The sequence below is a fragment of the Lentibacter algarum genome (genome assembly GCF_040580765.1).
In the GTDB taxonomy this organism is placed as follows: Bacteria; Pseudomonadota; Alphaproteobacteria; order Rhodobacterales; family Rhodobacteraceae; genus Lentibacter; species Lentibacter algarum.
The window spans coordinates 1,832,910-1,850,190 of the sequence record NZ_CP158687.1 but is presented as its reverse complement, the minus strand read 5'-3'; the positions used below and the strand labels follow the sequence as shown (position 1 = coordinate 1,850,190).

The following is a 17,281-nucleotide window of genomic DNA, read 5'->3' as shown; positions in this document are numbered from 1 at the left end:
GGTCGCCATAATTTGATCAAATCTTCGGGCACGATGCCAGAAGCCCCCTATGTTGCGCAAGGGGTTTGATGAAAAGATCAGATCTGAGGCGGTTTTGGTGTGGCGACTGCGAGGTAATCTTGGCTCGGCACGGTGACCAAAGCCTTAAGGCCAAGGGCGTCTTGTGTGGCCGAATCAAGGGTGGAGAGGGCTGTGCTCATCGCGGCGAAGAGTGCGTCTGCATCTTGGGTCAGGCTTGTAATGTAGGGCAGGGCTGGTGTGGGCGCGGTCTGGGCGACGACGTCGAGCGCCTCGCCAAGCGGGGTGTGGCGGGTGAGAAGCCGCCATGTCTGGGCATCAAGGGCTGCAAAATCGGCGCTGCCTTCGGCAACGGCGGCGGCAGACAGAGCGTGCCCGCCTGTCTGGACAAGGGGGCCATGGGCGAGGCCGAGACTGTCGAGATGCACTTTGGGCGCGGCCCAGCCCGATTGGGACATTGGCTCGTTAAAGGCAAAGCGCTTGCCTGCAAGGTCTTCGAGCGCGCTGACTTTGTCAGTCCGGCGGGCGACAAAGACCGAGTTGTAGTGGCCAGCGGGGCAGTCGGGCAGGCCGAAGTCAGGCGTGGCGACAAGCTGCACATGTCCGTGGAGGCGCGCGCGGTAGGGAAAGCCGCAGGTCTGGGAGAGCAGGAGATCAGGCGATTGCCAGTGATCCCAGAGATCGCCTGTGCGGGTGAGAGCCGCTGGCCCGTGGCCGAGAGTGGCGCGGATGGCTTGCCAAAAAAGATCGTTCGCACTGTGAAGCGCGGGCAGATCATACATCGGCAGAGAGGCGATCATGCGCCTGATGCGCGTTGGCGTGCGAGGTTGCTGTCGCGATCAGAGACACCAAGCAGATTTGCAACCATGCGCAGGAGCGCATCTTCGTGCTCGTCGCGTGTTGCATCTGCGAGGACAACGGACCAGAGCGATTGAACGACAGCAATCCGCTCGTCATAGGGCACGGCATCTTTGATGGCACGGGTAAAGCGGACGGTGTCTGGCGCGTCGGCCTCAAGCGCTTCGGCCTCGTGGCGCAGGGCCTCTGTTTCGGCGGACGAAAGCGCGTAGCGGCGAGAAATCACCTTGTCGATCTGGGCCTGCTCTACGGCGTCATAGCTAAAGTCGGCGCGGGCCACGCGGACTAGAAGCGCTGTGAGGGCAAGGCGGGCGTCTGCGTCTGATGCAGTGCTGTCGCCTGCGCCGAGGAGGCGCTCAAAGAATCCCTTTATCATTGTTTTTCAAAGCCTTCGGACAGGTTCGTGGGGAGCGTGGCAAAGCCCAGTGCGAGACTTGTTTCTTGCAGCACGGTTTCTTCTTCGGGGCGGTCTATCCCGTCAGCATGCATGACTGCGTGGAGGGCGCGTAACGCATTGAGGCGTTTGTCCTCGTCCAAGCTGTCGTGAATGAGTTTGGCGAATTTGCCCTCGTGCGGAGCCTTGGCCTCCAGCTTCTCGCAGAGCGCGCGCATTTTGGCGGCTTCGACAGGGTTGATGTCGAAGAGTTTGGCAAGAATTTTGTCTATCTTTGCAATTTCTTCTACGGCATAGCTTTTGTCTGCCTTTGCCACACGGATCATTAGCGCCCCGAGGGCCATATTGGCGTCAGGCTCGGGCAGCGGGGCTTGGACAGGGGCGGACTTGTGAAAGCGGGAGAGAATACGGTCGATAAATTCCATTTCAGCCCTCATAGCCTTCAACAATTACGATATCTCCGATTGAAGCGAGCTTGCGCACGGCCATCGCCGCTCGATATTTGGGATCGTTATAGCAAGCAACAGCGGCTTCATAGCTTGGAAATTCAATAACGACGGTGCGGCTGCGCCAGCTGCCCTCGGGGTTTTCCTGAGACCCTCCGCGCACGACAAACCGAGCGCCATATTCTTTGAAAGGCTCAATGTTTGCGAGTGTATAGGTGTTGAAGATTGCATCATCGGTGACATCAAACTGACCAACCCAATAGCCTTTGCTCACGCGCTTTTCCTTTACTACCGCTTTGCCCTCCAAGTTGGAGAGTTCACCCGCAAACGTCAAGTCGGGTCATGGGCCAAACACGGCTCCACGGGCTTTGATCTTGGTTGAAACATCGGCCGATTGCTTCAGTCTTCATAGCCCTTCACGATCACCATGTCCCCGATGGAGACCTCTTTGCGGATGTCAAAAGCGGCTTGGTAGTCGGGGCTGTCATAGCAGGCAACCGCGGCCTCGTAGCTTGGAAACTCGATGACAACGGTGCGGGAGCGGACTGTGCCTTCGCGCACCTCTTGGTCACCACCGCGTACGATAAAGCGCGCGCCAAACTCAGCGAACGGAGCCGCATTGGCAGCTTTGTATTTCTCGTAAACCTGCGGATCTGACACGTCGACATGTGCAACCCAATAAGCTTTGGCCATTTTTCCCCCCTGTTTTCAGAGCGCTCAGGCTGCGGCGGATGAGTGCGCGCGTCAAGCCTTGATCGTTTAGACGAGGCGGGATGTCTCAACAGCTGCGCGCACGAAATCAGCGAAGAGCGGATGCGGCGCGAAGGGCTTTGACTTTAGCTCTGGATGGAACTGCACGCCAATAAACCAGGGATGATCTTTCCACTCCACAATCTCGGGTAGGCGACCATCAGGGGACATGCCTGAGAAGGTCAGCCCGCAAGCTTCGAGCTGTTCGCGGTACTTCACATCGACTTCGTAGCGGTGGCGGTGACGCTCTTCGATGGCGGTTGTGCCGTAGACTTCGGCAACCTTGGAGCCTTCGGCGAGCGTGGCATCATAGGCGCCAAGACGCATGGTGCCGCCTTTGTCGTCAGTTTCCTTGCGGGTTACGGTGTAATTTCCCTGAACCCATTCTTTCAGGTGGTAAACCACTGGTTCAAAACGCTTTTTGCCTGCTTCATGGTCAAACTCCTCAGAGCCTGCATCCTTGATTTTGGCCACGTTGCGGGCGGCCTCGATAACGGCCATTTGCATCCCCAGACAGATGCCGAGGTAAGGCACTTTGCGCTCGCGGGCGAACTGGGCGGCCTTGATCTTGCCTTCTGTGCCGCGTTCACCAAACCCGCCGGGCACGAGGATGGCGTGATAGCCTTCAAGGTGAGGGGCTGCGTCGCCTTTATCAAAGACTTCCGCATCGACCCAATCGACATTGACTTTGACGCGGTTGGCCATGCCGCCGTGCATGAGCGCTTCCTTGATCGACTTATAGGCGTCTTCAAGCTGTGTGTATTTGCCCACGATGGCGACATTGATTTCGCCGTCTGTGGTTGTGATGCGGTCTTTGACATCTTCCCAGACTTTGAGCTCGGGCTTGGGCGCAGGGCTGATCTGGAAGGCGTCCAGAACAGCTTGGTCAAGGCCCGCTTGGTGATAGGCCAGCGGGGCCTCATAGATGGATTTCAAGTCATAGGCAGGGATGACCGCCTCGGGGCGCACGTTACAGAACAGCGCGATTTTGGCGCGCTCTTTCTCGGGGATGATCTGCTCGGAGCGGCAGACAAGTACATCGGGCTGAAGGCCGATGGAGCGCAGCTCTTTGACGGAGTGTTGGGTTGGTTTGGTTTTCAGTTCACCAGACGCCGCAAGATAGGGCAGCAAGGTTAAGTGCATGAAAATGCACTGGCCGCGGGGGCGCTCTTGGGCGAACTGACGAATCGCCTCGAAGAATGGCAGGCCTTCGATATCGCCCACTGTACCGCCGATTTCGCAGAGCATGAAGTCGACCTCATCATCGCCAATTTCGATGAAGTCTTTGATTTCATTGGTGACATGTGGAATGACCTGAATGGTTTTGCCCAGATAATCACCGCGGCGCTCTTTTTCGAGAACGTTGGAATAGACGCGTCCCGAGCTGACCGAGTCAGTCTTGCGTGCGGCAACGCCTGTGAAGCGTTCGTAGTGGCCCAGATCAAGATCGGTTTCGGCACCATCGTCCGTGACGAAGACTTCGCCATGCTCAAAGGGCGACATGGTTCCTGGATCAACATTGAGGTATGGATCAAGTTTGCGCAGGCGCACCGAAAATCCGCGGGCTTGCAGGAGCGCTCCGAGGGCCGCAGAGGCGAGGCCCTTGCCCAACGAGGAAACAACACCACCCGTAATGAAAATGTAACGTGCCATGTGTGTAACTCCCGTGAATGCAGTGCGAAGGACGCTCAAAAATGCTCAGAAACGGTCTGAAAAGACCGCATCATCACGGGATTTGAGCTATAGTAGATTCGGCCCCGCTTGGCAATGGAGACGCAACATAATGTTGCGCTTTTTAACGCAGGGTCAATGTGTAGTGGTTAGTCGGCTGATGGAACGAGCGGCGCATCGTCGCCTTCTGCGGGGGGCAAGAGCGTATCTGTTGTGCTCTGTTCTTCCACAGCTTCGGGCGCTGTCACATCGCTGAGGCGGTCAATGACGGAGCCACCAGCAGATTTTTGCGCTGCGATAATTGTCAGCGAAATAGATGTACAAATAAAAGCAATCGCAAGGATCCATGTGACTTTGCCAAGGGCTGTCGCAGCTGCGCGCCCTGAAACGCCGCCACCGCCGCCGCCCATGCCAAGGCCGCCGCCTTCGGAGCGCTGCATAAGCACAACACCGATGAGGGCCAAAGCCAAAATAAGATGGACGATAAGAACGACGTTTTCCATGAAATGCCCGATGCCTGAGACTGGTCTGGGCGGGTTTTAGGGGAAAGCCCCAAGGCGCGCAACCCGTGTTCTGGACTGTCTGGCCCTGAGACAGATGAATGCGGGCTTAAGCCTGCGTTTGGCTCGGTTAATCCGCTTCTTTGACGGCGAGTCTGAGGGGGTGAAAAGCGTGCACGATGCGTGCACAACCCGCGCACCGGCCAAACGGGGGCTTTGGTCAGGAAAAATTAGTCAATCCAGCGTGCGTTGCCGAGGGGAGATTCATTATTCGTCAACATCATCCATATCGGCCTGTCCCGAGAGTGCGCGGCGCACATGGCTCCAGCTGAGGCCGATCCCGAGGACAACGGAGAGCGCCACGATGGCGAGCCAGATGTTGACAGTCGGGTTTTCAAAGCTGAGCCAGCCGTAGTCGGACGCAACCCAGAGCAGGGCGGCGACCAACGCGAGGACAAGACACATACCAAAGAGGCCGATCGAGCGCAGCGTGGCTCTTAGGTAGATAATGTAGCCGACAAGGAGCAGAAGCCCGAAAAGTACGGCCAGAGGCATTTGAGCGCTCCAATTGGCCTCGGCCCAACGCGCAAAATTATATTGGGTTGGATTGTAAGTCAGGCTCAAGAGGCCAAAGGCGGCCAAGACGCGTAAAATGTAACCCATAAAAATGCCCTCGTTTTTTTGGATTTTGCCACCTTTGGGCAGGCTCTGTAAAGCGCGCCTTGTTTGCGTCAAGGAGGGGCCTTGCAGCGATTAAGGCTTTGGTAGGCTTTGCATGACAGGATGCGCGGAGGACTGTCAGGGAATGATCATGAATATTTATCACTGCGAGATTGACCTGCGTGACAATGCGAAGGCGCTTGTCTTTGCTGTGGCTGTTGAGGCTTGGATGGAGCATTTGCTCAGTCAGAAAGTTATCTTGGGTTGGCGCTTGTGCCGCCGCAAGCTTGGCTTTGGGGCGCCGCAGTCACGAGATTTTCTGCTTGAGATCGAAGTCAAGGACATGACCCAGCTTGATCAGGCGTTTCGCTATGCGGGGCAAGTCGATGAGGAGATCGAGCAGCTCTATACCACCATGCATCAGATGGTGGGGGAGTGCGACATTGGGCTCTATCGCCCGTTTCCAGACCCCGAGCGCGCAGAGCGCATGGCGCTGATCTGAGGTTTTGCTGCCAAGCCCCTGAACGGGTTTTCGTGAATTAGGTGTTTCGCCCCTTGAAACAGCGCGATATACGAGCGCGGGTTTGACAGAGAACTCAACACAGAATCTGAGGGGGCCAGTATGGCAAATGTAGTGGTTGTCGGCGCACAATGGGGCGACGAGGGCAAAGGCAAGATTGTGGACTGGCTTTCAGAGCGCGCGGATGTGATTGCGCGCTTTCAGGGCGGGCACAATGCGGGCCATACGCTTGTTATTGATGGCAAAGTTTACAAGCTGCATGCGCTGCCTTCGGGTGTGGTGCGCGGCGGTAAGCTAAGCGTGATCGGCAACGGTGTCGTGCTTGACCCTTGGCATCTGATGAATGAGATCGAGACTGTGCGCGCACAGGGCGTCGAGATCAGCCCAGAGACACTGATGATTGCGGAAAACACACCGCTGATCCTGCCGATTCACGGGGAACTTGATCGCGCCCGCGAAGAAGCCGCGAGCAAAGGCACAAAAATCGGAACAACAGGACGGGGCATTGGCCCATGCTATGAAGACAAAGTCGGCCGTCGCGCGATCCGTGTGGCCGATCTTGCGGATGAGGCCACGCTGATTGCGCGTGTTGACCGCGCGCTTCAGCACCATGACCCGCTGCGCAAAGGCCTTGGCATCGAGCCTGTCGATCGGGAGGCGCTGATCAAGGCGCTGCAAGATATTGCAGGACAGCTTCTGCCCTATGCGGCGCCTGTCTGGAAAGTGCTGAGCGAGAAGCGCAAAGCTGGCAAGCGGATTTTGTTTGAAGGGGCGCAGGGCGCGCTTTTGGATATTGATTTTGGCACATATCCGTTTGTGACAAGCTCCAATGTGATCGCGGGGCAAGCGGCGACGGGCGTTGGCATCGGGCCTGGCTCGATTGATTTTGTGCTTGGAATTGTAAAGGCTTATACCACACGCGTGGGCGAGGGGCCTTTCCCCACAGAGCTTGAGGACGCGGACGGCGAGCGTCTTGGCACGCGTGGCCACGAATTTGGCACAACAACGGGGCGCAAGCGGCGCTGTGGCTGGTTTGACGCGGCTCTGCTGCGCCAGACGTGCGCGACGAGCGGTGTGAACGGGATTGCGCTCACCAAGCTCGATGTTCTGGACGGGTTTGAGACGCTGAAAATCTGTGTGGGCTATGATCTGGACGGTGAACGCCTTGATTATCTGCCATCTGCGGCAGACGCGCAGGCGCGCTGCACGCCGATCTATGAGGAAATGAAGGGCTGGTCTGAAAGCACTGAGGGCGCGCGCTCTTGGGCCGATCTGCCTGCGGAGGCGATCAAATATGTACGCCGTGTGGAAGAGCTGATCGACTGCCCTGTGGCAATGGTCAGCACGAGCCCAGAGCGCGAAGATACGATCCTTGTCACTGACCCGTTTCAGGACTGAGGCGGATGTTTGACAACCTGAGCTTCAAGATGCGGCGCTGGCTTGTTTTGCTGGTGCTGCTGGTCGGGATGCCGCTTTATATCGTGGCGGCTGTCAGCGCTGTTGGTTGGCTGGAAGGCGTCTTTGGGCGGCTGCCTCTGCTTGTCGAGCTGATTGTCTATGTGGGCCTTGGGTTGGCGTGGATTTTCCCGTTCAAGGGCCTTTTCAAAGGGATTGGCAAGCCTGATCCTGACGCCGCTCCGATCAAATGGGATGACGAGGTGTAACCTCTTTGTGAGGCAGGGCGGGCTGTGTTGCTTGGCCTGCCGTTTCTCTTTACCTGTCAGGCAAATGCTTGAAGGAGAGAGCCTATGCAGCACGAATCTGTTCAGAATTATTATGGAAAAGTGCTGCAGAGCAGTGCGGACTTGCAGACCAACGCCTGCTGTAGCCCTGAGGACATGCCTGAGTATGTGAAGCGGGTGCTCTCCAAGGTGCATGACGAAGTCTTGATGCGCTACTATGGCTGTGGGCTCGTGATGCCCCATGTGCTGAAGGGCGCGCGGGTGCTTGATCTGGGCTGTGGAGCGGGGCGCGATGTGTATGCACTGGCGCAGCTTGTCGGGCCTGAGGGGCATGTGACGGGCGTTGATATGACTGATGAGCAGCTTGACGTTGCCCGCGCCCATCAAGGCTGGCATGCGGAGCAATTCGGCTATCAAAATACCAGTTTTCATAAGGGTTTCATCGAAAAACTTGATCAGCTGCCTGTTGAGGCAGGGAGTTTTGATGTGATCGTGTCCAACTGTGTGATCAATCTGGCGACAGATAAGGAAGCCGTTTTGCGTGGAGCATACGGGCTTTTGAAGGCGGGGGGCGAGATGTATTTTTCCGATGTTTATGCCGACCGCCGTGTGCCTGCTGCGATGGCTGCGGATGAAGTATTGTATGGGGAGTGCCTGTCGGGGGCGCTCTATTGGAACGACTTTTTGAGCTTTGCGAAGCGGGCAGGCTTTGACGATCCGCGGCTCGTGACACAGCGCGAGCTGACGATTGAGAACCCTGCCTTGGAGGCGCGGGTTGCGCCTTTACGGTTTAACTCTTCGACCTACCGACTGTTTAAGCTCGAGGGGCTGGAGCCCGCGTGCGAGGATTATGGGCAGGCGGTGATTTACAAGGGCACGATCGAGACGGCGCCGCACGGGTTTCAACTTGATGATCACCACTACATGGAGGCGGGGAAGGTCTTTGCGGTATGTGGCAACACATGGAAGATGCTGGCGGAGACGCGCCACGCCGAGCACTTTGAGTTTATTGGCGATTTTTCAAAGCACTATGGCATTTTTGAAGGCTGTGGAGGCGAAAGCCCTTTTGAACGAGATGCGGCAACGGGTGGGGCGTTGAGCTGTTGCTAGATTAAGCCTCTAGGGATTGCGCTGCCTGCGGCATCGCCAAGGGGGCGTGCCAGACCTGTGGTCTGGCACGCCCCTTTTGCCTTTTATGCTCAGCGTGGAGGTTGGGCGCAGGCGTTGTGTCTGGTGAGAGGGCGAATGGATGTTTTCAGAAAGAAAAAGACGGGGTTGATCTCTCGGGCCATCGCCTCCGATCCGCTTGCGGGGCTGGGATGTGGCTGATAAGGGTTTTTAAACCCGATGAAACCTGTCGGATACTGCAAGAGGCGCCCTGTGACAAAGCTCCCCCCGAGGCTCGATATTCGCAATCTCAAGCGCTCTTTTGAGGGGCGCGTTGTTGTGGATGATGTGTCGCTCACGATTGAACCTGGGCAGGTGACCTGTCTGTTGGGGCCGTCTGGCTGCGGCAAATCGACCACGCTGCGCATGATTGCGGGGGTGGATATGCAGGACAGCGGGCAGATTTATGTTGATGGGAAGCTGATCTGCGACACGGTGTTTCGTATTCCGCCTGAGCGGCGCAACACGGGGCTAATGTTTCAGGATTTTGCGCTGTTTCCGCATTTGAGTGTAGCGGAAAATGTGGCCTTTGGCCTCAGTGGCTCACGAAGTGAGAAGGCGGCGCGGGTGCGTGAGCTTTTGGGACGGGTCGGGCTTGCGCGCTTTGAGGAGAGTTATCCTCACGAGCTTTCAGGCGGGGAGCAGCAGCGCGTTGCTTTGGCGCGGGCGCTAGCGCCACGGCCACGGCTGATGCTGATGGATGAGCCGTTTTCCGGCCTTGATAACCGCCTGCGCGACGAAATCCGCGATGAGACGCTGGATGTGCTCAAGCAAGAGGACACGGGCGTTTTGCTTGTGACGCATGAGCCTGATGAGGCGATGCGCATGGCCGACGAGATCGCTTTGATGCGCGCGGGCAAGATTGTGCAACGCGGTGCCCCTTACAATATTTACAATGCGCCGCGTGATAAGGAAGCTGTCGGATTTTTCAGTGATATCAACGTGATCGACGGCGTCGTGCGCGGTGCGCTGACGGATACGCCTTTTGGGCAGTTTCTCGCACCAGGGGTTCCCGACGGGCAGGCTGTGGAGATTGTCATTCGTCCGCAGCACTTCAAGATTGATTTTGACCGTGATGGGCGCGGCCCTGATCCGACGCCGAGCGACGGCGCTGCGGCGCGGGGTGTTGTGGAGCGCGCACGCTTTATGGGCAATGAGAGTCTTGTCGAATTTCGTATGGATCACGACGGATCCAAGCTGCGCGTGACGGTTCCGAATGTGTTTTTGCCCTCGGTGGGCAAAGCGCTCTGGCTGTCGATCCGCCGTGATCGCTGCTTTGTTTTTCCGAAGGTGGCATGAAGAGGCTCCTGCTTCTGGCGGGGGCAGGTGAAGCCCGAGCTGTGGCTCAAGGGCTAGCAGATGTGGGCGCTGCGGCGGTCGCATCACTGGAAGGCTCAGCGCGGTTTCTGAGTGGTCTGGCGCTGCCGACACGCCACGGCGGCTTTGGTGGCGCAGCAGGGTTTGAGCGCTATCTGGATGAACAAGAGATTGCTGCGGTTTTGGATGTGACCCATCCCTTTGCCGAAGAGATCAGCGCACGCACCGCCGCGAGTTGTGCCGCGCGGGGTCTGCCCTATGCGCTTTTGTGGCGGCCCGCGTGGCAGCCTGACGTGGGAGACGACTGGGTGGCGCTTGAGAATGAAGCGGCGGCGGCTGCACATATCCCCGCGGGATCGACTGTTTTTGTTGCGACGGGGCGGCGGGGGCTCGCGGGCTTTGCCAATCTGCGTAACTGTGAGGTGATTGCGCGGCGGATCGCTGAGGCGGCGCCTGAGCCCTTTCCTTTTGCTGGCGGGCGCTATCTGGCCAGTGTTGCGCCGTTTAGCGTTGCTGAGGAAGAAGCGCTTTTTCGGCAGCTTGGGGTCGATTGGCTTGTGGTCAAGAACGCAGGCGGGGAGGGCGCTCGGCCCAAGTTGCACGCGGCTCGCAACCTTGGGCTGAAGGTGGGGATGATTGCGCGGCCAGCGCCGCCTGAGGGTGTCACGCTATTGGCGACAGTTGAAGAGGCTTTGGACTGGGCGCGGGCGCATGGATGAGCGGGTGATCCTTGGGGCTGCCTGTGTGGCAGAGGGCGCGGAGTGGCTTGCGGCAAAAGACACGCGCATGGCTGAGGCTTATGCGCTGACAGGGGCGCTGCCGCTCAGGCTCAAGCCTGAAGGCTTTGGCGAGCTTTTGAGCGCGATTGTGAGCCAGCAGGTGAGCGTGGCCAGCGCGGGCGCAATCTGGGCGCGCTTGGTTGCGGTGGGCTGTGATGCGCCGGAGACGGTGGAGCGCATGAGCCAAGATGATTTGCGCGCCCTTGGACTGAGCCGTCAGAAGGCCGCTTATGCCAAGGCGCTCGCGGAGGCGCGGATTGATTATGAGGCTTTGCGGGCGGCGCCGAGCGAGGATGTGATCAAGACGTTGGTGGCTGTGAAGGGCATTGGGGCTTGGACAGCAGAAATCTATGCGATGTTCAGTCTTGGGCGCGCGGATGTCTTTGCCAGTGGCGATCTTGCGCTACAGGAGGCCGCACGCGTGCTTTATGGACTAGAGACACGGCCCAAGGAGCGGGAGATGCGCGCGATGGCCGCACAATGGGCGCCTTGGAGGGCGGTTGCGGCGCGCTTGCTCTGGGCCTATTACAAAGACATCAAAGACCGAGAGGGAATCCGATGACACGCGCATTGCAAGCCAGCCGAAGAGAACCAGTTTCAGGGGAGACCCGTTCTGTTGTGGTGTTTTTACACGGCTACGGCGCGAATGGGGCTGACCTTATGGGGCTTGCTGACCCTTTGGGCGAGCATTTGCCAGACACGCTGTTCATCTCTCCGGATGCCCCAGAGGCCTGTGCCGGAGCCCCGATGGGCTTTCAATGGTTTCCGATCCCTTGGATCGATGGCTCCTCGGAGGAAGAATCAGAGCGCGGAATGCGCGCTGCTGTGGATGATCTGAACGCCTTTCTGGACGGTATTCTTGTGGATGAGGATCTGTTGCCCGAGCAGATGGCTTTGGTTGGGTTTAGCCAAGGCACGATGATGGCGTTGCATGTCGCGCCGCGCCGCGAGGACGAGCTCGCGGGCGTGGTGGCGTTTTCGGGGCGTTTGCTTGCTCCTGAGACGCTTGAAGACGAGCTTGCGAGCAAGCCGCCGATCCTTCTGATCCATGGGGATCAAGACGATGTTGTGCCGCCCCAGAGCCTGCCTGAAGCGGCAGAGGCGCTGCAAAATGCGGGCTTCAAAGAGGTCTATGCGCATATCATGCAGGGTATGGGACACGGGATTGCGCAGGACGGACTGACTGTGACGCTCGCCTTCCTGCGGGATAAGGCTGGCTTTTAAGTCTCTGATCTAAAATCATATTAAGCCTAAATTAACCCGAGCGTTCGCCGCTCGGGTCTCTGTGTTTACGGGTTTGATTTGTCTCGCTAGCTTTTGAGAGCTGGTGTGTTGGCTGTGCGGGATGCATGGGCTGCGCGCCAGGCGGAGGGCCGAGCGACATGAGGCAAATATCATATGAGCACACACCCCCCTGAGGTCACCACGGCTGTTGAGGTGCTGCATTTGCGCGGCTCTATCACAGCGCTTGTTCAGGAAATCACACGGCTGAAACTCGACTTAACGATCCTGCGGAGCCAGCTGATGGCGGAGCCTGAGGCACTGGACGGGCGCAAGGTATGTTCGCTGCTGGGCGACATTGCGCAATGGGTCGGGATCGCGATTGAAATGGAGGAAACCTATGAAAAGCAATTCCAAAGCCCCCAGCGATGCGGCAGTTTTGAGCAGGCCCTCGACCTTGACGGCGCACGGGCTAGCATCGGCGGCAAGCTGGATCGCCTCCGAGCCGCCACACGTGCAGAGCGCGTTTCTGAGCAGTCTGAATGAGGCGGAGCTTCTGGCGCTGCCCTATCTCTTTGAGTTCTGGGCGTTGCCCCATCAAATCACGCCAGAGGGATGCTGGCGCAATTGGATCATCATGGGCGGGCGCGGCGCGGGCAAGACGCGCGCTGGCGCAGAATGGGTGCGCAGCTGTGTCGAAGGGGCAGGGCCGCGCGACGCGGGGCGCTGTGCACGGATCGCGCTTGTGGGGGAGACAGTGGCGCAGGTGCGCGAAGTGATGATTTTTGGCGAGAGCGGGATTTTGGCATGCTCACCGCCAGACCGCAGGCCTGAATGGCAAGCAAGCCGTGGCCGACTCCTCTGGCCGAATGGGGCGGTGGCGCAGGTTTTTTCCGCGCATGAGCCAGAGGCCTTACGTGGGCCGCAATTTGACGGCGCGTGGGTGGATGAGCTGGCGAAATGGAAAAAGGCGCGCGAGACTTGGGATATGCTCCAGTTTGGCCTGCGTTTGGGGGAGGATCCACGGGTCTGTATTACCACGACCCCGCGCAACATCGGGCTTCTGAAAGAACTTCTGGAGGCGGAGGAAAGTGTCACGACGCATGCCGCAACTGAAGCTAATAAAGCCAATCTTGCCAGTGGGTTCTTAGCCGCAGTTCAAGCGAGATATGCAGGAACGCGGCTGGGACGACAAGAGCTTGATGGGGTCTTGATCGAGGAGGCCGAGGGCGCTCTTTGGACGTCTGCAGCGCTTGAGGCTGCGCGCGTACGCGAGCTGCCTGAGATGAGCCGTATCGTTGTCGCGGTAGACCCGCCCGTCAGCGGAACGGAGCGCTCGGACGCCTGCGGAATTGTTGTGGCGGGTGTCGTGGCGCAGGGCCCTGTGCAGGACTGGCGCGCCTATATTCTGGAGGATGTGACTGTGCAGGGGGCAAGCCCGATGGCTTGGGCTGAGGCGGCTGTCTCAGCGATGCACCGCTGGAAAGCGGAGCGCATGGTGGCCGAGGTGAATCAGGGGGGTGACTTGGTTGAACAGGTGATCCGACAGGTTGACCCCCTGATTTCGTTGAGAAAAGTGCATGCTTCTAAAGGCAAGGCAGCCCTTGCGGAGCCGATTGCCGCGCTATATGAGCAAGGGCGGGTGCATCACTTCACGGGGCTTGCAGCGCTGGAGGAGGAGATGTGTCAGCTGACGATGCATGGTTTTCACGGCAAAGGCAGCCCCGACCGGACCGACGCACTCGTCTGGGCTTTGACCGAACTTATGATCCTGCCTGCAAAGTCCCACATGAGCCCTCAGGTGCGAACGCTCTAGTTAAGAGTTCTTAAAGCTTTTCCGACATCTTCCAGACCAAGCGCCAATCGAGTTATTCACATAAGATTTGGCTCATAAGATAACGTAATTATTCAGTAATCAGGAGTGCGTCATGACGGTGTTTGATTTCTTTCGCAAAGCAGAGGCCGATGTGCCGCAGCAAAAAGCGAGCGCGGCGGGCGGTGTGATCGCTTGGCAGGGATCTGGCCGAGTGGCGTGGAGTCCGCGCGACACGGGGAGCCTGACGCGTACAGGCTTTGCGGCCAACCCTATCGGATTTCGTTCGGTAAAGATGATTGCGGAAGCGGCGGCGGCTTTGCCACTTGTGTTGCAAGACAGCGTGCGGCGCTATGAGGAGCACCCCGCTTTGGCGCTTTTGAAACACCCCAATCCAGCGCAAGGGCGCGCTGAGCTTCTGGAGGCGCTCTATGGCCAGCTTTTGCTGACGGGCGATGCCTACATCGAGGCCACGGGCGGGGAGACGGGTGTGCCTCTCGAGCTGCATGTGCTGCGTTCTGATCGAATGAGCCTTGTGCCTGGGGGCGACGGCTGGCCTGTGGGTTATGATTATGCGGTTGGGGGCAAGAAGCATCGCTTTCATGTCGGGCAAGATGCGCCTGTGATCTGCCATATCCGAAATTTTCACCCGCAGGATGACCACTATGGCTTTTCGCCCATGCAGGCGGCGGCGCAGGCGGTTGATGTGCACAACTCTGCCTCGCGCTGGACAAAAGCGCTTTTGGACAATGCGGCGCGGCCCTCGGGGGCGATTGTCTATCGTGGTGCAGACGGGCAGAGCGGCCTCAGTGCGGACCAGTATGACCGCCTCGTGAGCGAGATGGAGGCGAATTATCAAGGCGCGCGCAATGCTGGGCGGCCCATGCTTCTTGAGGGGGGACTCGATTGGAAGCCGATGGGGTTTTCGCCCTCTGATATGGAGTTTCAGAAGACCAAGGACGCGGCAGCGCGCGAGATTGCGCTGGCCTTTGGTGTGCCGCCGATGTTGCTCGGGATACAGGGTGATGCGACCTATGCGAATTATCAGGAGGCCAACCGCGCGTTTTACCGACTGACTGTTTTGCCGCTGGCCGCAAGGGTCACGGCGAAGCTTGCTGACTGGATCGGGCAGCATTCGGGCGAACGCTTTGAACTTAAGCCTGATCTGGACCAAGTGCCGGCTCTGGCGGCGGAGCGCGATGGACAATGGGCACGGGTCAGCGGAGCGGAGTTTCTGACGCAGGCGGAGAAGCGGGTTTTGCTGGGGCTGCCTGCGCTCGGGGACGCAGGCGATGAGTGAGCTCAGCCCGCCTGACGAGGTGCTTGAGGCGATGCTGCCTTATGAGGGCTACCGCGCGATGCTGCGCCATATCGAGCGGCGGCTGACCTCGCTGGAGCTGAGTATGGCTGCGATGGAGACGGAGCGTGCGGTGAGTGAAGAAAAGCGCAAGTTTATGGTGGCACGGTTCAATCAGATCGACGGGCGGCTGGACAAGATTGACGGGCATATTGCGCGGCTGGTCTGGCTGATTATTGCGGCGATCATCGGTGGCTTTATGTCGTTTGTGATGCAAGGCAGCCTTGTCGGCGGCTGACATGATTTTTGGAGAAAAGTGATGAGTTATCAGGTGGATATCGAACGAAAATTCTGTCGTCTAGGCGAAGAGATCACGGTGACGGAGGGCTGCCAGATCGAAGGGTATGCGAGCCTGTTTGGTGCCTGTGATCAGGGTGGAGATGTTGTGGCCAAAGGCGCTTATGCGGCAAGCCTTGCGGCGCTGGCCGCTGAAGGGCGGCGCATCAAGATGCTTTGGCAGCATGACCCAGCCCAGCCGATCGGGATCTGGGACGAGGTGCGCGAGGACGGCCGCGGGCTCTATGTGAAGGGGCGTTTGCTCGACAGCACCCAGAAGGCGCGCGAGGCGGCGGCGTTGATTGAGGCGGGCGCGATTGACGGGCTGTCGATTGGTTATCGCACCAAGACGGCGAGCAAGAATGACAAGGGCCAACGGCTCTTGACGGAACTGGAGCTTTGGGAAGTGTCGCTTGTGACCTTTCCGATGTTGCCCAGTGCGCGGGTGGGTGCGAAGGGCGAAAGCCTTCACGCGGACGCTCTGCGCAATATGGCGGCGGCCATCAGGGATGCGCGCCAGGAGCTGGCGCAAGACTGACGCGCTGAAACAGGAACCAGAAAAGGAAACTCTTGATGAGTGACACCCAAGCTAAGGCTCGGGGCAAGGAAGCTGTGCCTTCTGCGCCTGAGATGAAATCGGCGGCTGATGATTTTATTTGCGAATTCAACGGCTTTCAAAGCGACATTGCGAAACGACTTAAACAACAGGAAGAGCGACTGACCATGCTAGATCGGAAAACACAGACCCATAACCGCCCCCATCTTGCGCGCGCGGCAGAGCTTGAGGCCCCGCATCAGAAGGCCTTCAACGCCTATCTGCGTTCGGGTGATGACGACGGATTGCGCGGCCTTGAACTTGAGGGCAAGGCGATGTCTTCGGCTGTGGCTGCGGACGGTGGCTATCTTGTGGACCCTGAAACAAGCGAGAGCATCCGCTCTGTGCTTGAGAGCACGTCTTCTATCCGTGCCATTGCCAATGTGGTGCGGGTCGAGGCGACTTCGTTTGATGTACTTGTCGACCACTCCGATGTGGGCGCGGGCTGGGCCACGGAAACCGACCCGTCAAGCGAGACAGGCACGCCGCAGATTGACCGCATCACCATCCCGCTGCACGAGCTCTCAGCGCTTCCCAAAGCCTCGCAGCGTCTGCTCGACGACAGCGCTTTCGACATTGAAGGCTGGCTGGCGGCGCGTATTGCCAACAAGTTTGCCCGCTCCGAGGCGGCGGCCTTTATCAACGGCAACGGGGTCGACAAACCCACAGGGATGCTGACGCACCCCACGGTGGACAACGACACATGGACATGGGGCAACCTTGGCTATGTGGCGACAGGTGTTGCGGGAGACTTTGACGGCGGTGAGGCTGTTATTGACCTCGTCTATGCGCTCGGTGCGCAATACCGCGCCAATGCGAGCTTTGTCATGAACTCGAAGACAGCTGGCGCACTGCGCAAGCTCAAGGACGCAGACGGGCGCTTCCTTTGGTCGGATGGTCTTGCGGCGGGCGAACCTGCGCGCTTGCTGGGCTATCCTGTGCTGATTGCCGAGGACATGCCGGATGTGGCTGTGGATGCTATGGCAGTCGCCTTTGGCGATTTCAACGCGGGCTACACCGTGGCCGAGCGCCCTGATTTGCGCGTTCTGCGTGACCCGTTCAGCGCCAAACCGCATGTGCTTTTTTACGCAACTAAGCGTGTGGGCGGCGATGTGAGCGACTTTGCAGCGATCAAACTGTTGAAATTCGGCACGTCTTAACTCGCTGAAAGAGGGCGGTGGCGGGTCTGCCTCCCTCTGGTGCGCGGCGCTGAGCTTTTTGTTGCCAAGCTGTCCCCTCCGCTGACGGCAACTGAGG

22 protein-coding genes are annotated in these 17,281 nt (G+C 58.7%); 14 read left to right on the top strand and 8 right to left on the bottom strand.

The features are described 5' to 3' along the window. Positions 1–77: 77 nt before the first annotated feature. The 8 genes from DSM117340_RS09015 to DSM117340_RS08980 all read right to left on the bottom strand — a co-directional run bounded on the left by DSM117340_RS09015 (position 78) and on the right by DSM117340_RS08980 (position 5,300). Positions 78–818: a PhnD/SsuA/transferrin family substrate-binding protein gene (locus DSM117340_RS09015; RefSeq protein ID WP_089890191.1), complete on the bottom strand. Its 741-nt coding sequence runs from the start codon at positions 816–818 to the stop codon at positions 78–80. Next, on the bottom strand, positions 815–1,252 hold the full coding sequence (locus DSM117340_RS09010; RefSeq protein WP_089890194.1) for a TerB family tellurite resistance protein: 438 nt from the start codon (positions 1,250–1,252) through the stop codon (positions 815–817). Before DSM117340_RS09010 ends, DSM117340_RS09015 begins: the two co-directional genes overlap by 4 nt. Further along, positions 1,249–1,695, bottom strand: coding sequence for a TerB family tellurite resistance protein (locus DSM117340_RS09005; RefSeq protein ID WP_245724407.1), 447 nt, complete (start codon positions 1,693–1,695; stop codon positions 1,249–1,251). The genes DSM117340_RS09010 and DSM117340_RS09005 overlap by 4 nt, the downstream gene beginning before the upstream one ends. 1 nt (position 1,696) lies before the next feature. Beyond that, positions 1,697–1,990: a DUF1330 domain-containing protein gene (locus tag DSM117340_RS09000; RefSeq protein WP_089891570.1), complete on the bottom strand. Its 294-nt coding sequence runs from the start codon at positions 1,988–1,990 to the stop codon at positions 1,697–1,699. Positions 1,991–2,115: 125 nt separating this feature from the next. Further along, entirely contained in the window at positions 2,116–2,409 is a 294-nt protein-coding gene (locus DSM117340_RS08995) for a DUF1330 domain-containing protein (protein ID WP_089890197.1), read from the bottom strand. A 66-nt stretch (positions 2,410–2,475) separates the two neighbouring features. Next, a complete protein-coding gene (locus DSM117340_RS08990; protein ID WP_089890199.1) occupies positions 2,476–4,119 on the bottom strand; it encodes a CTP synthase in 1,644 nt (547 codons plus the stop codon). 167 nt (positions 4,120–4,286) lie between these two features. Continuing rightward, positions 4,287–4,640, bottom strand: coding sequence for a preprotein translocase subunit SecG (gene secG, locus DSM117340_RS08985; protein WP_089890203.1), 354 nt, complete (start codon positions 4,638–4,640; stop codon positions 4,287–4,289). Positions 4,641–4,904: 264 nt separating this feature from the next. Beyond that, complete coding sequence (locus DSM117340_RS08980) at positions 4,905–5,300, bottom strand: DUF6524 family protein (protein ID WP_089891573.1); 396 nt, start codon at positions 5,298–5,300, stop codon at positions 4,905–4,907. A 148-nt stretch (positions 5,301–5,448) separates the two neighbouring features. On the opposite strand from DSM117340_RS08980, the gene DSM117340_RS08975 reads away from it, so the two are divergent. The 14 genes from DSM117340_RS08975 to DSM117340_RS08910 all read left to right on the top strand — a co-directional run bounded on the left by DSM117340_RS08975 (position 5,449) and on the right by DSM117340_RS08910 (position 17,184). Then, a complete protein-coding gene (locus DSM117340_RS08975) occupies positions 5,449–5,799 on the top strand; it encodes a DUF6614 family protein (RefSeq protein ID WP_089891576.1) in 351 nt (116 codons plus the stop codon). Positions 5,800–5,919: 120 nt separating this feature from the next. Then, positions 5,920–7,215: an adenylosuccinate synthase gene (locus DSM117340_RS08970; protein ID WP_089890206.1), complete on the top strand. Its 1,296-nt coding sequence runs from the start codon at positions 5,920–5,922 to the stop codon at positions 7,213–7,215. 5 nt (positions 7,216–7,220) lie between these two features. Beyond that, positions 7,221–7,481: a DUF2842 domain-containing protein gene (locus DSM117340_RS08965; RefSeq protein WP_089890209.1), complete on the top strand. Its 261-nt coding sequence runs from the start codon at positions 7,221–7,223 to the stop codon at positions 7,479–7,481. Positions 7,482–7,565: 84 nt separating this feature from the next. After that, entirely contained in the window at positions 7,566–8,609 is a 1,044-nt protein-coding gene (locus tag DSM117340_RS08960) for a methyltransferase domain-containing protein (protein ID WP_089890211.1), read from the top strand. 270 nt (positions 8,610–8,879) lie between these two features. Beyond that, the gene (locus DSM117340_RS08955; RefSeq protein ID WP_245724408.1) at positions 8,880–9,965 is read left to right on the top strand and encodes an ABC transporter ATP-binding protein; all 1,086 of its coding nucleotides are present in this window, start codon (positions 8,880–8,882) and stop codon (positions 9,963–9,965) included. Next, positions 9,962–10,702: a precorrin-6A/cobalt-precorrin-6A reductase gene (locus DSM117340_RS08950; protein ID WP_089890218.1), complete on the top strand. Its 741-nt coding sequence runs from the start codon at positions 9,962–9,964 to the stop codon at positions 10,700–10,702. The genes DSM117340_RS08955 and DSM117340_RS08950 overlap by 4 nt, the downstream gene beginning before the upstream one ends. Continuing rightward, positions 10,695–11,324: a DNA-3-methyladenine glycosylase gene (locus DSM117340_RS08945; protein WP_089890221.1), complete on the top strand. Its 630-nt coding sequence runs from the start codon at positions 10,695–10,697 to the stop codon at positions 11,322–11,324. Before DSM117340_RS08950 ends, DSM117340_RS08945 begins: the two co-directional genes overlap by 8 nt. Next, entirely contained in the window at positions 11,321–11,986 is a 666-nt protein-coding gene (locus DSM117340_RS08940) for an alpha/beta fold hydrolase (protein ID WP_089890224.1), read from the top strand. Before DSM117340_RS08945 ends, DSM117340_RS08940 begins: the two co-directional genes overlap by 4 nt. 174 nt (positions 11,987–12,160) lie before the next feature. Then, on the top strand, positions 12,161–12,529 hold the full coding sequence (locus DSM117340_RS08935) for a hypothetical protein (RefSeq protein WP_245724409.1): 369 nt from the start codon (positions 12,161–12,163) through the stop codon (positions 12,527–12,529). A 10-nt stretch (positions 12,530–12,539) separates the two neighbouring features. Then, positions 12,540–13,799, top strand: a complete 1,260-nt coding sequence (locus DSM117340_RS08930) for a terminase family protein (RefSeq protein WP_354690035.1) — start codon at positions 12,540–12,542, stop codon at positions 13,797–13,799. A 112-nt stretch (positions 13,800–13,911) separates the two neighbouring features. Then, entirely contained in the window at positions 13,912–15,096 is a 1,185-nt protein-coding gene (locus DSM117340_RS08925) for a phage portal protein (protein ID WP_089890230.1), read from the top strand. Continuing rightward, entirely contained in the window at positions 15,089–15,391 is a 303-nt protein-coding gene (locus DSM117340_RS08920) for a hypothetical protein (RefSeq protein ID WP_089890233.1), read from the top strand. Before DSM117340_RS08925 ends, DSM117340_RS08920 begins: the two co-directional genes overlap by 8 nt. Positions 15,392–15,412: 21 nt before the next feature. Next, entirely contained in the window at positions 15,413–15,967 is a 555-nt protein-coding gene (locus DSM117340_RS08915; protein ID WP_089890237.1) for an HK97 family phage prohead protease, read from the top strand. A 35-nt stretch (positions 15,968–16,002) separates the two neighbouring features. Continuing rightward, positions 16,003–17,184: a phage major capsid protein gene (locus tag DSM117340_RS08910; RefSeq protein WP_089890240.1), complete on the top strand. Its 1,182-nt coding sequence runs from the start codon at positions 16,003–16,005 to the stop codon at positions 17,182–17,184. Positions 17,185–17,281 lie beyond the last annotated feature (97 nt).